Source organism: Marinifilum caeruleilacunae (assembly GCF_013141825.1).
GTDB lineage: Bacteria > Bacteroidota > Bacteroidia > Bacteroidales > Marinifilaceae > Marinifilum > Marinifilum caeruleilacunae.
Map to the genome: position 1 here is coordinate 41,345 of NZ_RZNH01000023.1, position 16,901 is coordinate 58,245.

Annotated in this window: 12 protein-coding genes; 3 read left to right on the plus strand and 9 right to left on the minus strand. The window is 38.8% G+C overall.

The genetic code is table 11. The annotated features are described in order from the left end of the window. Window positions 1-15 precede the first annotated feature (15 nt). The 5 genes from ELS83_RS13635 to ELS83_RS13655 all read right to left on the minus strand — a co-directional run bounded on the left by ELS83_RS13635 (window position 16) and on the right by ELS83_RS13655 (window position 4,080). On the minus strand, window positions 16-354 hold the full coding sequence (locus tag ELS83_RS13635; RefSeq protein ID WP_171596112.1) for an MGMT family protein: 339 nt from the start codon (window positions 352-354) through the stop codon (window positions 16-18). Beyond that, window positions 354-1,097 (minus strand): tRNA (guanosine(46)-N7)-methyltransferase TrmB, encoded by a 744-nt coding sequence (trmB, locus tag ELS83_RS13640; protein WP_171596113.1) that lies wholly within the window; start codon window positions 1,095-1,097, stop codon window positions 354-356. Before trmB ends, ELS83_RS13635 begins: the two co-directional genes overlap by 1 nt. A 21-nt stretch (window positions 1,098-1,118) precedes the next feature. Next, complete coding sequence (locus ELS83_RS13645) at window positions 1,119-1,589, minus strand: gliding motility lipoprotein GldH (RefSeq protein ID WP_171596114.1); 471 nt, start codon at window positions 1,587-1,589, stop codon at window positions 1,119-1,121. Then, window positions 1,586-2,740, minus strand: coding sequence for a PSP1 domain-containing protein (locus ELS83_RS13650; protein WP_171596115.1), 1,155 nt, complete (start codon window positions 2,738-2,740; stop codon window positions 1,586-1,588). Before ELS83_RS13650 ends, ELS83_RS13645 begins: the two co-directional genes overlap by 4 nt. A 215-nt stretch (window positions 2,741-2,955) precedes the next feature. After that, entirely contained in the window at window positions 2,956-4,080 is a 1,125-nt protein-coding gene (locus tag ELS83_RS13655; protein WP_171596116.1) for a DNA polymerase III subunit, read from the minus strand. Between the two features lie 343 nt (window positions 4,081-4,423). Between ELS83_RS13655 and ELS83_RS13660 the strand changes: the two genes are divergently transcribed. The 3 genes from ELS83_RS13660 (at window position 4,424) to ELS83_RS13670 (ending at window position 11,764) form a co-directional block, all read left to right on the plus strand. Beyond that, window positions 4,424-5,611, plus strand: a complete 1,188-nt coding sequence (locus tag ELS83_RS13660; RefSeq protein ID WP_171596117.1) for a phosphoglycerate kinase — start codon at window positions 4,424-4,426, stop codon at window positions 5,609-5,611. Between the two features lie 136 nt (window positions 5,612-5,747). Further along, entirely contained in the window at window positions 5,748-10,685 is a 4,938-nt protein-coding gene (locus ELS83_RS13665; RefSeq protein ID WP_171596118.1) for an Ig-like domain-containing protein, read from the plus strand. Window positions 10,686-10,780: 95 nt separating this feature from the next. Then, window positions 10,781-11,764: a LuxE/PaaK family acyltransferase gene (locus ELS83_RS13670; RefSeq protein ID WP_171596119.1), complete on the plus strand. Its 984-nt coding sequence runs from the start codon at window positions 10,781-10,783 to the stop codon at window positions 11,762-11,764. A gap of 148 nt (window positions 11,765-11,912) precedes the next feature. Here ELS83_RS13670 and ELS83_RS13675 read toward each other — a convergent pair whose 3' ends face one another. From ELS83_RS13675 to ELS83_RS13690, 4 genes are all read right to left on the minus strand, one after another. Continuing rightward, window positions 11,913-12,920, minus strand: a complete 1,008-nt coding sequence (locus ELS83_RS13675; RefSeq protein ID WP_171596120.1) for an aldose epimerase family protein — start codon at window positions 12,918-12,920, stop codon at window positions 11,913-11,915. 91 nt (window positions 12,921-13,011) lie between these two features. Beyond that, the gene (gene galE, locus ELS83_RS13680) at window positions 13,012-14,031 is read right to left on the minus strand and encodes a UDP-glucose 4-epimerase GalE (RefSeq protein WP_171596121.1); all 1,020 of its coding nucleotides are present in this window, start codon (window positions 14,029-14,031) and stop codon (window positions 13,012-13,014) included. A gap of 73 nt (window positions 14,032-14,104) precedes the next feature. Further along, window positions 14,105-15,766 carry a sodium/sugar symporter gene (locus ELS83_RS13685; RefSeq protein WP_171596122.1) on the minus strand — a complete coding sequence of 554 codons (1,662 nt, stop codon included), beginning with the start codon at window positions 15,764-15,766 and terminating at the stop codon, window positions 14,105-14,107. A gap of 82 nt (window positions 15,767-15,848) precedes the next feature. Then, window positions 15,849-16,895, minus strand: a complete 1,047-nt coding sequence (locus ELS83_RS13690; protein ID WP_171596123.1) for a UDP-glucose--hexose-1-phosphate uridylyltransferase — start codon at window positions 16,893-16,895, stop codon at window positions 15,849-15,851. Window positions 16,896-16,901 lie beyond the last annotated feature (6 nt).

Sequence of the window (16,901 nt, forward strand, 5' to 3'; positions counted from 1 at the left end):
ATATTTAGAATGAATTTAAATAGAATCCCAATCAAGTTCTTTCATCGGATCCCAAAATATTTTATCGAAGTCCTGAATCTGGTCATCAACAACTATAATTCCTTCATTTTCGAGCAATTCCTGCATCAAGTTTTCTCCTGGAAAATGATGTTTTCCACTGAGCATCCCCAATCGATTCACAACCCGATGGGCAGGTACATAAGCTCCACTCGAATGCGATTGATTCATGGCCCAACCAACCATTCGCGAACCTCGTGGCGAACCTACAAATTTGGCAATAGCACCATAGCTGCTTGCTCTTCCGGCAGGAATTTGCCGAACCACTTCGTAAATTCTATCATACAAATCGGACATTATTGTTCGCGTTTGTCTCTGCCAAAACTTCGGTAAGAATCCATTTCAATCTCAACATCGGGCTCTGTAAACTCCGATTTACCTTCCAATTTAAATTTTAGGTATTTAATCGGAATTCCCCTGTCGAGAAATTGCTGCTCATAAAAAGTTCTGATTGAAAGAATATCATCTGCCTTTCCTGAATTGTACAGGTCGTTGGTGTCCACATCTACGGCAAGATCATTTTCTTTGATTACGTATGAAGTATATTCGTATAAGAAGTTACTGTCCGATTTCAAATGGATAATTCCATCATCTGTTAATAAGTTTGAATACAGCGTCAGAAAGCGGGTTCCAGTTAATCTTTTTCTCTCTTTTTTCATCTGAGGATCTGGAAAGGTAATCCAGATTTCTGAGATTTCCCCCGAAGCAAAAATCGACTCCAGCAATTCTGCTTTGGTCCTGATAAAACCAACATTATCCAAGCCCTCTTCGATCGCGGTTTTAGCTCCACGCCACATTCTTGCACCTTTAATATCGATGCCAATAAAGTTTTTATTTGGGAATTTTCGGGCCAGTCCTACGGTATATTCACCTTTTCCACAACCAACCTCTAAAACAATTGGGTTTTCGTTCTTAAAAACTTCTTTATTCCATTTCCCCTTCAAATGGTAATTTTTCTCCCAGACTTCATTGTGAGTTGGTTGAAACACATTACCAAAAGTATCCATCTCAGCAAAACGCTGTAATTTATTCTTTCCCACGACTAATCGCTAAATATTTTATTAATTTGCTTTTTCCAGTCTTAAGCCAACATTTACTACTTCCTTTAAGTCCTCATCGCGCATTCCCTGTACAATTTCAAACACATATGTACCTGGTTTTTGAAAAACGATATTCTGCTGATAAGGAATTTGTAAGTCGAAAATATCACCAAATCCACTTCCGAACCATTCCCCTTTTTCGGTAGCCAGATTGCATTCAAATTTATCTTCGACCACGCTACCATCGGGCGATGTTCTCTTCAAAAACAACCACATATTGCTGTAGGCATATGCACCCGTATTTCGCACATTTACATACAAATTGTGAGCATGAATTGTATCTGTAACTTCAATCTCAAAACGCAGGGTATGGTTTAAATTCCAGCTATAATCCGGAATTTTCTGATACTCTTCGTATACACGATTTGAATCGCATGCTTGAGCTGAAAGAACAATCACAGCTACACACAACATCCTGAAAACTTGCTTCATGACTTTGTTGGCTTACTTGTTTTTCTAGGTTTACGACGGAATTTTCTTTTTCCTCTTCGTTTATTTGGATTCTCTTTCTTATCGAAACGATTCAAACTATCCTGTCCTACTACATTTTCGTAATCCAGCGACTTTTTAGCATCATTCGACTTATCTGATTGTAGCTTATCTACTTTTACTCCTTTTTTATTAAGGCGGATCACTTCCTTCACCCTGTCAACAGACAGCTGAACCATATTCATCGAATTGAACTTATCGAACGAATACCACATTTGTCGTTTGAAGATATCTGTTTTCTGGTGATAGGCTGTACCATCTTTTGTTTCCAGAGGAATGCTTGTATTTGGAAAATCCTTTTGAGCATCGATATAACAGTCTAACTCAAAATTCAGGCAACATTTCAATTTGCCACATTGTCCCGCTAGTTTCTGAGGGTTTAATGATATTTCCTGGTAACGAGCAGCATTTGTTGTTACCGAAACAAAATTGGTAATCCAGGTAGAACAACATAGTTCTCTACCACACGGACCAATTCCACCAATTCTACCGGCTTCCTGGCGTGCACCAATCTGGCGCATTTCAATTCTAATTTTGAATTGTTCTGCAAGCACCTTAATCAGCTGTCTAAAGTCAACTCGATCGTCGGCAATATAATAGAAGATTGCTTTTGTCTTATCTCCCTGGTATTCAACATCGCCAATTTTCATATCCAGCTTTAACTCAGCTGAAATCTGGCGTGCTTTAATCATGGTTTTGTGTTCCAGTGCAATGGCTTCATGCCATTTGTCGATATCAACAGGTTTGGCTTTTCTGTATACTTTCTTTGCTTCGTAAGTATGTGGGTCGAGTTTTTGCTTGCGCATTTGCTCCACCACCAAATCGCCTGTTAAGGATACAATCCCAATATCATGTCCTGGTGATGCTTCTACTGCAACCACATCACCTCTTTGTAATCTTAATTGATTTGTATTTGAATAGAACCCCTTACGGGTATTCTTAAATTTTATTTCAACAACATCTGGACATTGTGCACTTTCAGGAACATCTTTTAACCAATCGTATACATCCAGCTTACCTGCCAACAAACGATGGTCTCTTTTATTGGATGAGCAGCCGTTGCATTTTCCTTTTAGTTCCTTATTTTCTGTCATATATATATTGATTATTAGTCGATAATCGACCGCAAAATTAACGAATTTAATTTACAAACCTTTAAAGGTAACGATTTCGTGTAATTAATAAGCTGAGTTCCATTAAAAATATTCAGCATAAAAGTCAGGGATGTTCACGAATTCACTTTATTGATTTGAAAGAACAAACTGGCATTTCGAAGTTTTATACTCATCTTGATTTCGAAAGATACCACCTATGGTCGCAGTAATTTAACCAGCTTTAAACCCAGGTCAAGAAAAACAATTTTAGCATTGGCATTCCGCTCGATGTCTGAGTAGGCTTTCGAAAGTTCATCTGCTATCATCCAAACATTATCTTCATTGATAAAGGGTGAAAATCGTTGCGAGAAATTCATTTCTTCCCCACTCAAATAAACCATTTCGGGCTGCTTTAGGTTCAGAATAAAATTTTCACGTATCATGCGAACACAATAGTTCAGAAAACTTTTCTGACGTTCGCGACCTATGCCCGAAATTTCTTCTGCCCATTCCATAATATCGAGTACTTTGCGAGCATAACAATGTCTCATGATGGAAACAAAACTCTCGAAATTCTCTGCATTTTCATCAGAATTCTGAATTAGGATTCTTGCCTTTCGATAACTCCCTTCAGATAAACGAACCACATTTTTTAATTCCTGATCGTTAAGGTTGAATTCATTTTTTACGGCTACAGATAAAGATTCCTGATCGATGGCCGGAATTTTGATAAGCTGGGTTCTAGATAAAATGGTTTGAAGAATTTTGTCAGGCTCTTCGGCTACCATAAAAAACAAGGTTTTCACAGGTGGCTCTTCTATCATTTTAAGCAATTTATTGGCACAGGAAGTATGCATTTTTTCGGGCAACCAAATTACCATGACCTTATAATCCGATTCATAAGTTTTCAGATTAAGCTTCCTGATAATTTCATTGCTTTCGCCAGAATAAATCATCCCCTGGGAATTGTCTACTCCCAAAGTTCGATACCAATCGCCGATATCGAAATAGGGATCGCTTTCAAGCTGTGAACGCCAGAGTTCAATAAAATTATCGCTTACCGGATTGGTAAAACCTTTGCCTTTCACCACCGGAAAAACAAAGTGCAAATCGGGATGAATCAATTTATTGTACTTTCTGCAGGATGAGCAAACACCACAAGAATCATGATCCTGTTTATCCAAACAAGAAACATATTGCGCAAACGCTATAGCCATGGACAATTTGCCAACTCCTTTCGGACCAATTAGCAATTGGGCATGACTTACCCTGTTCTCCTTAACAGTTTGAATAAAACGCTGTTTGACCTCTTTGTGGCCAATTATATCTTTAAATTGCATGAATTTCTATTATGAACCGGTTACCAAGCACATGAATGCTTTCGTCTAACAAATCATCCTTCGACTAACAGATTGCAAAGGTACATCTGGGTATCCAAAGTTAAAAAAATATAGCAGAGCTTTCTCACTTTGAGCCAAGATGAGTAGCAAAGCTGAAAAAAATGACGTTTTGAGCTTGATTTTATAATAAAGAAAAATTTATGCAATCGTTTCAAAGCGTTTTACACATGCTTTATTTTAAGCTGATCATCAGTTTATTACAAATGAATTCCATATCTTTTTTGCAGCAATTTGAATAAAAACATACCTTTGTTTGGAAGAAAAAAATTAAAGACTTATTCCAATGCAAACAATTGATTCATACAATTTTTCAGGAAAAAAGGCGATTATCAGAGTAGATTTTAATGTGCCTTTGAACGATCAGTTCGAAATTACCGATGACACACGTATCCGTGCTGCACTTCCAACCATTAAAAAGGTATTAGAAGGAAACGGATCAGTGATTTTGATGTCTCACCTTGGTAGACCAAAAGGTGTTGATGAAAAATTCTCATTGAAGCACATCGTTTCTCACCTTTCAGCAAAATTAGGTGTTGATGTGAAATTTGCTGATGATTGTATTGGTGAAAGCGCTAAAACAATGGCTGCTGAGCTTAAAGAAGGTGAAGTTCTATTGTTGGAAAACCTTCGTTTTTACGGTGAAGAAAAAGCGGGTGACGAAGCTTTCGCTAAAAAATTAGCTGATTTGGCTGATCTTTGGATCAACGATGCATTTGGTACTGCACACCGTGCTCACGCTTCAACTGCTGTAATTGCTAAATTCTTCCCAGAGGACAAAATGTTCGGTTATGTAATGGAAGGTGAGCTATCGAGCGTTGATAAAGTATTGAAAGATTCTAAGCGTCCATTAACTGCAATTATGGGTGGTGCTAAAGTTTCTTCAAAAATTGATATCATCAAAACATTAATGCCTAAGGTTGACCACTTGATTATTGGTGGTGGTATGACTTACACTTTCGTAAAATCGATGGGTGGTAATATCGGAAACTCTTTGGTTGAAGATGATAAATTAGATATCGCAAGAGAAATTCTTAAAGAAGCTGAAGAAAACAATGTAAAACTTCACCTTGCTGTTGATGCATTAGTTGCTGATGATTTCTCAAACGACGCAAATACAAAAGTGTGTAATGTATCAGAAATTCCAGCTGACTGGATGGGATTAGATGTTGCTGAAGAAACCATTAAAAACTTCAAGAAAGTAATTGAAGAGTCGGAAACAATTCTTTGGAACGGTCCTGTAGGAGTATTCGAAATGGATACTTTCGCGAAAGGAACAAAAGCAATTGCTGATGCCATTGTAACTGCCACTGAGAAAGGTGCTTTCTCTTTAATTGGTGGTGGTGATTCTGTTGCAGCAATTAACAAGTACAATTTAGCTGATAAAGTAAGCTACGTATCAACTGGTGGTGGTGCACTTCTTGAGTACATCGAAGGTAAAGAATTACCAGGTGTAGCAGCGATTAGAGGATAATTAACGATCCAATATATTTTCCCATTTGGGAAGTTAAAGCAGTCTTTCGAGACTGCTTTTTTTATTTTACAGTATCAAAATAAAAACAAATTAAGTTTATTTGCGTAGTATTAAGCTAAACTACTAACTGTTTACTATGAAAAGACTTCTACAATTTATCTTTCATACTGCTTTTGTTTTCTCCCTATTATTGATTAGTAAAAAGTCGGAAGCACAAGTGGATAGTCTTCACTATATTCCACCAATGTGCTCATTTACGAACTCAAAAGCCAATGTAGATGATCACCAGTTGGTCTTAACTACCACAGAAACCACTGCATTTGATGTTACCATTACCAACAACGATGGTACATTTGTAAGAACCGTAAGTTTATCAAATTCTTCTCCGCGGAAAGTCAGCTTAAACTGGCCGGGAAGGATACTACAATCACAAGGGATTATTGGAACTGGCGATTTGAATAAAGTTCTTGATACTGAAGGATTGATTGTATCTGGTTCGAAAAAGTTTTTTGTGAGTATTCAGAATAAATCAAATGCCCAGGGAGACCTGCTTACTTCCAAGGGAACTACTGGTTTGGGAACCGATTTTTACAGTGGACACATGTATTCCACATCGGGAAGTTACGATGGGCATAATGGCCATTTTATTGGTGTTATGGCAACCGAGAACAATACCAATGTTACCATTAGCAACCCACGGGCACATCTAAAAAATCAACCCAATACCTTTACCATTAGTTTAAATAAAGGACAGTCTTATGTGGTTGGGATTAGTATCAACGATCTAAAAAAACAAACCTCAAACCTGAATGTTATTAACGGTACTCACATTAGCTCTAACAAGCCAATTGCTGTTAGTTCCGGATCGATGTGTGCTTCTGGGAAACCAGGAAATAATCCTGGTCGTGATGTTGGTTTTGACCAGTTGGTACCAACCGATGTTGTGGGCGATGAATATATCCTGATTAAAGGAGAGGGAAAAACTGGCGGTGCTGAGCAAAACGAAAGAGCTTTGGTAATTGCTACCGAAGACAATACTGTAATTACCTATAAAAACAATACAAAAACCACGACACTTGCTAATGCAGGTGATTATTTCTTTACCAACATTAACGATTTTAGCAATACAACCGATGGCAATCTGTATATCGACGCCAATAAGAAAGTATTTGTATACCAAACTCTATCGGGAGCAAATAAAAAGCAGACAGCTGGCTTGTGTTTTATTCCACCTTTAAAATGTACTGCCGACAAAGAAGTTACCATTGCATTTACAAATAAACTATCCAGTTTAACTGTGAGTCCGGTTTTAAAACTGGTTACTCAAAAAGGGTCACAAATACAGCTTAACGGCGTAAATTTGGCCAATGGTTTTAGAAAAGATGTAGCTGGCAACAACTACTGGGATGCATACAATATTCCAAAGTCTGAATTGCAGAAAGCCATGTATGGAGGAGGTTCAAATTGGATCTTTAAAATTACATCAAGTGGAGCATTGAACGCCATGCTTGCCGTACAAAGTGGTAATGTTGGTGGTGGTGGATTCTACTCTGGATTCGGAGATATCCCGCAAGTAAACCAAAGTCCGGATATTGCCGAACAAGGTTTATGTGGCGATAATGTGATTCTTACTGCTTCGGGCTTTACCTCCTACAATTGGTACAAAGATGGAGTTGTAATTACTGGTGAAAACAATTCAACTTTTCAGCCTAATAATCCTGGTAGATATAAGGTAACCGGTTTATCTCCATGTGGCGATTCAAACACCGAATCCTTTCCTTCAAACGAGATTCGGATTCTCCCATGTTTATCGGTAACCAGTACGAACATTACAGTTACGGAAGGAACAGATTTGAATGCGGTGTTTAGGGTTGAACTCTCTCACCCTTGGTTGGCCGCCGATAATGTAGACGTAACTTTTGATTATTTTACTACGGCAGGAACTGCAGCCAGTGGTCAGGATTACAGTCCGACTACGGGTACGGCAACCATTGCCTCGGGCGATTCCTTTGTAGATATTTCGGTGCCCATTACCAACGACATTTTAAACGAGAATGATGAAGATTTTAGTTTGAGCATTACTAATGTCGTGGAGGCAGTAGAGAGTATCGTTTCGGGAACGGCAACCATTCAGGATAATGATACACCGCCTACAATATCGGTTAACGACCAAACTTTTAATGAAGATGCAGGAACGGTGAGTTTGGAAGTGAGTCTGAACACTGAAAGTGGTAAAACGGTAACAGCAGATTACAGCATTTCTGATAATACCGCCACACATCCCGATGATTTTACTGCTGCAACTTATTCGGGTACCATCACCTTTAACCCTGGAGAAAAAGACAAGGCTATTACCATTTCCATTACTGATGACAATGTTTATGAACCAGGGTCGAATGAATTTTTCGATCTGCAATTGAGTAATTTGAGCAATGCGACTGCAGGAAATACAAACGCAAGCATATTCATTACAGATAATGACGCAATGCCAAGCATCACAATTTCGGATGCCAGTGAAATTGAAGGAACTGATATTGTTTTCCAGGCAGTTTTGGACCATCCGGCCGATGTAAATATTACATTCGATTACCAGATTGTTTTAAGCAATGGTCCGGGCAACGCCAAGCAAAACGACTTTATCAATTTTTCATCTTTCTCTTCTGGAACCATAAGCATTCCAGCGGGATCAACAAGCGTAAATTTCCCAGCTTTTGTAACAAAAGATGACAATGCAAATGAACAAACCGAAGAGTTTGTGGTAAACTTTTCTTCGGTAAGTAATGCTAGCCTGGGCAACACTTCGGCTACAGGAACCATACTCGATAACGAAGGAAATCCAACCCTATCCATATCCGATGCATCGGCAACAGAGGGAAGTGCAATCGACTTTACAGTAACGGTAAGCCCTGTTCGAAGCACCGATATAAATTTTGAATATCGCACAAGTAATGGTACGGCTGTTAGTCCAACAGATTTTAATGGCTCGGGATGGACATCAGTTACACTTCCTGCCAACCAAAGTAGCATGACCATTAGCATTTCAACCGTTCAGGATACAGAAGAGGAAGGCAACGAGAACTTTAGCATCGAAATTGGAAATCCTCCTAACAAAGTTGATATTGGTATCAGCACAGCCACAGGTACAATTATAGACGATGATGATACTCCAGTGGCGAAAAATGACAGCTATACAGTTGATGAAGATGATAGTATAAGCGATAATGTAATGACCAATGACCTTGGACTGGGTGATGCTCCGGTTACTGTTGTTAGCAATACAAATCCTGCTAATGGAAGCTTAACAATCAATAACGATGGCAGTTTTACCTATACGCCAAATTCCAATTACAATGGAGCTGATTCCTTTGAATACACCATTCAGGATGTGGATGGAGACCAATCCACTGCAACAGTAAATATCACCGTGAATCCGATTAACGATTTACCAGTTGCTGTAAACGATAGCTATTCTACGCCTGAAGATACACAATTGAATGATGATGTAAGCTCGAATGATTCGAACCTGTTCGACTTGCCAATTACTTATAGTGTTGTAAGTGATGTAAGCAATGGTACCTTAAGTTTGAATGCCGATGGTACCTTTAGCTATATGCCAAATTCAGAGTATTTTGGAAACGATGCATTCACCTACGAAATTACCGATGGCAATGGTGATGCGGTTCAGGCAAGTGTTAGCATTAGCGTAATTTTTAATAACGATGCTGCACCAGTTGCTGTTGATGACAATACCTCAACCAACGAAGATACTGCTGTTACAATTGATGTACTGGCCAACGATTCGGATATTGATGGCAATCAAACCATTGACAAGGCCAGTGTTTTAATTAAAACGGGCCCCTCGAATGGTAGCCTTTCACAAAATTTCGTGACTGGCGAGGTAACTTATACACCAAACAATAATTACACGGGAGCCGATAGTTTCACCTATACCATAAAAGACAATTCGGGAGCCGAATCGAATATTGCAACAGTATCGATAAACGTGACGGTTGATAATGATCCTCCGGTGGCACTTTGTAAAAGTGGTGTAACAATTTACCTCGATGCAACAGGAAATTACACATTAGATCCTTCAGAAATAGACAATGGTTCGAATGATGACAATGATGGTGGAACCGTAAGTTTATCGGTATCTCCAAATACTTTCGATTGCTCGGATAAAGGAACTGTTTCGGTAACTTTAACTGTTACCGATGAAGATCTTTCAAGCACAACATGTACCACAGATATAACGGTGGTAGACAACAGCCTTCCTACCCTAAAATCGGCACAGGCAAATATTAATGTATCTGCCGAAGCAGGCATTTGTGGAGCCAAAGTAAATTACACGGGTCCGGTTTTTACCGATAATTGTGATGGAGATCAGAATGGAACATTAATTGCCGGGTTATCAAGCGGCTCTAATTTTCCAGTGGGAATAACAACTGTAACTTTTGAATATACTGATGCCTCAGGAAATGGCCCCGTTCAATCAAGCTTTACCGTTACGGTAAGCGATGATGAAGATCCAAGTTTAAATAATGTTTCTGATCGTAATCTAAACCCCAACACTGCCGGATGTGAATACCTTATAAGTGGAACTACATTTGATGCAACGGCTACCGATAATTGTGGTATTCAAAGCTTGACTCACAATTACAATGGTGGTGGTAGTAGTCTTGATGGTGAATCATTCCCTTTGGGAACAACTAATGTGACCTGGCAAGCTGAAGATATTCATGGCAACATTTCGACTCACATTGTTCAAATTGTGGTAAGTTCGAACTTAAGTGTAAGTATTAACGGGCCTGCAGGCAATGAAGTTTGCGAAGCTGAAGATGCCATTTTTACTGCAAATGCCAGCAATGGAAATCCTGCTTATTCTTATAAGTTCTATGTAAATAATGTTGAGCAAAGCTCTGGAGTTTCAGGAAATACATTTACCGTGAACAGCCTTGTAAATGGAGATAAAGTGAAAGTGGAGGTGACTGATAGTTTAGGTTGCAGCATAGAATCCAGCGAAATCACAATCACTGTTTATCCAAAACCAAATCCGAAGTTATATCATCAATAAAACAGGAAAGCCGACTCGAAATCAGTCGGCTTTTTTTATGAAAATGCCTCATAAAAATCAATTACCTTTGTAGCCAAAACAAATAAGGAGTAGAAATGAATTGGCAGGATAAGATATTTTCCATATCGAATGAAGAAGAGTTTGAGAGAGTGGCATTGGAGATTTTTCGTTACCAGGCGGAAAATAATGCCGTTTACAGGGAATATCTTCAACATCTGAAAAAGGATGTAAATCAGGTGAAGCAAATCATTGATATTCCTTTTCTTCCGATTGAATTCTTTAAATCACGAAAAGTAGTTTCTGGAAATGATCCTGCTGTGGAAACTTTTACCAGTAGTGGAACTACCGGGATTTTAACCAGCCGGCATTTTGTTCCCGATGTAAGTATTTACGAAAAAAGTTTCACAAAAGGATTTGAAGATTTTTACGGATCGATTACAGATTATTGTGTTTTGGCCTTGCTGCCATCCTATCTCGAACGAGAAGGCTCATCGCTAATTTACATGATGGAACATTTGATTCGTGACAGCAAGCATCCCAAAAGTGGCTTTTACCTGCACAACCACGAAGAGTTGATTGAGACCATTGCAGATTTAAAACAAAGAAAGCAGAAAATTTTACTATTGGGTGTGAGTTTTGCTTTGCTCGATTTGGCCGAAAATTATGAATTGGATTTCTCCGATGTGATTATCATGGAAACAGGAGGAATGAAGGGTAGAAGGAAGGAAATTACGCGTGAAGAATTGCATAAATTTCTTTGCACAAAATTGGGAGTAAGCGAAATTCACTCTGAATATGGTATGACAGAACTTTTATCACAGGCTTATTCGAAAGGCAGGAGTTTATTCCATACACCAAACTGGATGAAAATTCTGATTCGAGATACCTACGATCCTTTCTCGTACGAAAAAACGGGCAGAACGGGTGGTGTAAATGTAATTGATTTGGCTAATGTGCACTCCTGTTCGTTTATTGAGACGCAGGATCTTGGAAAAATCCACACAGATGGAAGTTTTGAAATTCTTGGCCGATTCGACCATTCTGATATTCGCGGGTGTAACTTACTTGTAAATGAATAAAAAAACACCAAACAGAGTCTAAATGAATGTAAACCAACTCTGTTTGATGTTTAAGGCATCCTTTTAAGAAAGGGTATACGCCTATATACTATTTATAGTATTGAGTTTTCTTATTGATATTGTTCCTATCGCTTTTATACTACCTTTCTTAGCAAAATTTATAAATACAAATGTGCTTGTACTTTTCACCTGGTTGCAATATTGCATTAGGGAAGTGCTCGTAATTCGGCGAATTTGGGAATATTTGTGTTTCCATGGCAATTCCAGCGCATTGCTCGATAGGCGCACCCTTTTTGCCTTTTGTTGAACCATCGAAATGTGCCCCGGTATAGATTTGTATTCCTGGCTGATCGGTGTACACTTCCATTTTGCGTCCCGATTCCGGATCCATCAACGTCCCCGCTAAGCGCACCGAACCATCATAATGATCAATCACAAAATTGTGGTCGATTCCATCAAATAAATTGATTTGTTCATGATTGCTCTCGCAAGCCAGCTTTACCGATTTTGGACTGGTAAAATCGAAAGGTGTATCGATAACCGATGCAATTTCTCCCGAAGTGGTTCCCAAACTGGCAGAAATAGGTGTGTACCTTGAAGCGTTCAATTGCAACTCGTGGTTCACGGCAGAACCATTACCTGCACCGTGCAAGTTAAAATATGGGTGACTGGTTAAATTAATAACAGTCGGCTTTGATGTTTCCGCCTCGTACTCAATCACCAATTCATTGTTATTTGTCAATCCATATGTCACACTCACATCCAGCTTTCCAGGATAATTTTGATCGCCGTCTTCGCTGCTTAACTTTAATTGATACGCTTGAGTATATTTCTCCGAAACAAGAGCATTAACCTCCCAGTTTCTTGCATGAAATCCATCAAAACCACCATGTAAATGATTGGTTTCATTGTTGCAATCCAACTGGAATTTTTCTCCATCAATCTCAAACCGACCTTTCACAATTCTGTTGGCATAACGACCACAGAGTGCACCAAAATACCCATCGCCGGCAAGAGTTTCCTCAAGGGTATCGTAACCAACAACTACATCGGCTACATTCCCATTTGCATCGGGAACTCTAATCGCAATAATCTGACCTCCTCTTGGGATAAAATCAATTTCTATGTAATTGTTTTTGAGGGTATAAACTTGCATGCTTTTATTTTTAAATCATCAGGTAAAGCTATTCAATCTTTTCCTGATTAAAAAAGAAGTTTGCGCACTTCTTCAGCTATTCGTTTTTAATTTATTCTAAGGTTTTTTGCCAATTCCAGGCCGAAAGTAAAGTTTCGTCCAAACTTTTTTCCGACTTCCATCCCAACTCCTGGTTCGAAAAAGATGTATCTGCATAAATCTGCTCGATATCGCCAGCTCGGCGACCTACAATTTTATGAGGTACTTTCTCTCCTGTCGATCGCTCGAAAGACTCAATGATCTCCAATACCGATACCCCTTTGCCTGTACCTACATTAAAATATTCGTAGTTCTCTTTATTGCCATCCTTCATCAATCTCTCAATGGCTACCACATGAGCTTTTGCCAAATCAACAACATTGATGTAATCTCTAATGCAAGATCCATCGGCCGTATTGTAATCATTCCCAAACACACTTAATTCAGGTCGTATTCCTGCCACGCATTGTGTTAAAAAAGGAATAAGGTTGTTCGGAACACCCAATGGCAATTCACCAATTTTTGAACTTGGATGTGCTCCTATCGGATTGAAATATCTAAGTGCAATCCCCTTTAAGTTGGAATGAGCTTTCACTGTATCACGAATGATATCCTCGCATATCGATTTTGTATTTCCGTATGGAGATTCGGCCTCTTTTCGAGGTGTAGATTCTGTTACCGGCAATTGATCGGGCTGACCATATACGGTGCATGATGAAGAAAACACAAGATTGGAAATGGAATGTTCTTTCATTGCTGCAAGAATATTCATCAGCGAATTCAAATTGTTTCGGTAATACAATAATGGATTTTCAACCGATTCGCCTACAGCTTTCGATGCTGCAAAATGAATAATGGCCTGTACATCATTGTATTTCTTGAAAAAATCTATGCACTGATTTTCTGAACTCAAATCAATCTTCTCAAACAACGGACGAATGCCTGTGATACTCTCGATACCATCCAGCACTTCAATTTTCGAATTGGAAAGATTATCTGCAATTACAACTTCAAACCCACTGTTTTGTAACTCAACAACAGTATGCGAACCTATATAACCGGTTCCTCCCGTTACTAAAACCTTCTTTTTCATTCTTATCATTGATATTTCATAAGAATGACACACTTCCCGTGAAAGTGTGCCATCCTAATATTTTTATTCTATACTACCAGAAGATTGCGTATAGTGCAACCAATAATATACAGATTGCATAGGCAACAATATTAAATACTTTACCTGTCGCAAATGTTTTTCTACTGATTTCGATTCCTTTAGCATCATCAGCTCCTTTGTTCTGAATGTAACTAACTAAAACAATAATAGCTGCTGAAAGCAGGGCCGTGTACCCCATCTGATCAAGGAATGGTAAGTTTGGAAAAATTCCCTCTATACCGCTACCTGTAAGCCAACCTTTAGGTCCAACTTTAAAGAACATGGCAATTGGGATAGATGATAAAACACCCACAATAGCACCTTTGTTTGTTGCTTTTTTCCAGAATAATCCCAGCATAAACACAGCTAGAATACCCGGACTAACAACACCTGTATATTCTTGTATAAATTGGAAGGCCTGATCTAAACCTCCTAATAATGGAGCAATACAACCTGCTATAACAAGAGCAACGGCTGCTGATATTCTTCCGGTATTTACAGTCTCTTTATCACTAGCATTCGGATTAAAATATGGCTTATAAATATCCATTGTAAAAATAGTCGAAGTAGAATTCAACATCGAAGCCAAAGAAGACACAATAGCTGCCGCCAATGCTGCAAATGCCACTCCCTTTAATCCTGTTGGTAAAAATTGCAGTAACCAAGGATAGGCTTTATCTGCAGATTCCATGCTCGGTACATTATTTTGGGCAGCATCTCCTAATGAAGCCATAATAGTTCCATCATTAACCATTACATAAGCCGCAATTCCAGGAATTACTACAATCAAAGGGATAATCAGCTTAAGGAAACCTGCAAAAACAATCCCTCTTTGGGATTCCTGAAGCGACTTGGCTGCAAGAGTTCTTTGGATGATATACTGATTAAATCCCCAATAGTAAAGATTAGCAACCCACATACCACCCACAATTACGCCCAAACCAGGAAGGTTCTTGTATTGATCATGAGCCTTATCCAAAATCATATGAAAACTATCAGGAGCTGCTTCGTAGATGTGTTTAAATCCGGCTAAAACACCTTCACCTCCCGAAACTGTATCTAAAGCAAGGTAAGTTGTTACCAAACCACCTAAAATTAGGAATACCACCTGAATTACATCGGTCCACGCTACTGCAGATAAACCTCCATACAAAGAATAGCTGGCTGCAAACAGAGCCAATCCAATTACTCCGTAAATCATTGGAATTCCCATAATTGTCTCAAGAGCGAGAGCTCCTAAATACAATACCGAGGTTAGGTTAACGAATACATAAAGTGCAATCCAGAATATCGCCAATATTGTTTTTAGATTTGTTGAGTATCGTTTCTCAACAAACTCAGGAATGGTATACAAACCTTTCTCAATGAAAATTGGCAGGAAATATTTTCCTACAATAATCAGAGTTAGAGCTGCCATCCATTCATAGGAGGCAATTGCCAGACCGATTGCAAAACCAGATCCCGACATTCCAATAAACTGTTCTGCTGAAATGTTTGCGGCGATCAATGAAGCCCCAATCGCCCACCAAGGCAATGACTTTGATGCCAAAAAGTAATCATCAGCATTTTTTTGGTGACCTTCTTTATCTCGAGACACCCACAATCCTACACCAACAATTACAATCCCGTAAACGATAAAAATCACATAATCAAGGAAAGAAAATGTATTCGCCATTTTATTAGATTTAAATCCCGAATTTCATCGGGTTGAGATAATAGATTCATTTGAATATCGATAAATATTCTTCAATGAAATCTTATCTCGATTTATAATGTGTTTTAGATAATTCTCGTAATCGTTTTGCTGCACCTTCTGCAGTAATATCGCGCTGTGGCGTACCCAGCATTTCGTATCCTACCATGAATTTTTTAACACTAGCCGAGCGTAACAAAGGTGGATAGAAATGCATGTGTAAATGCCACTCAGGATGCTCTTCTCCATCAGTAGGAGCCTGGTGCAATCCTGCTGAATATGCAAACGAAACCTCAAAAAGGTTGTCGTACATAATCGTTAATTTCTTATAAATGTCTGCCAAATCGGTTCTCTCCTCATCGGTCAATTCCAATAGATTCGACACCGCTCTTTTGCTAATAATCATGCTTTCGAAAGGCCAAACAGCCCAAAACGGTACTAAAGCTACAAAAGAATTATTTTCAACCAAAATTCTTTCCTTTTTCTCTAATTCCGATTGCAGATAATCCGACAGCATGGTTCTGCCATGTTTTTTATAGTAAACCAATTGGTTTTCTGACTCTTTAGATGGCTCGAGAGGAACCAGTTTTGAAGCCCAGATTTGTCCATGAGGATGCGGATTTGAACAACCCATGATTGCTCCTTTATTCTCGAAGATTTGAACGTAACCTATCTCCTCTTTCTCGCCCAACTCTTGATACTCTTTGCACCACAAATCAACAACCTTGCGAATATTTTCCACTTTCATTTCAGGAACGGTTAGACTATGATTCGGACTAAAGCATATTACCTTACAAATTCCGGATTCGCTTTGTGCTTTAAATAATTCTCCATCCGAGAATTCGCCTTCAGGAGTATCCTGCAAGAGTGCACTAAAATCATTCTGAAAAGAGTATACGTCTTCATAATCTGGATTTTTTTCGCCTCCCACTCTTTCATTTCCCGGGCAGAGGTAACAACTCGGATCGTATTCTGGCCTTTTCTCCTCTATCACTTTCTCTACCTGGCCTTGCCAAGGTCTTTTCGACCTGTGTGGTGATACTAAAATCCATTCTCCATTTAATGGGTTATACCTGCGATGTGGGTTCTCAATGTAATCAAATTTCGCCATCTGAAA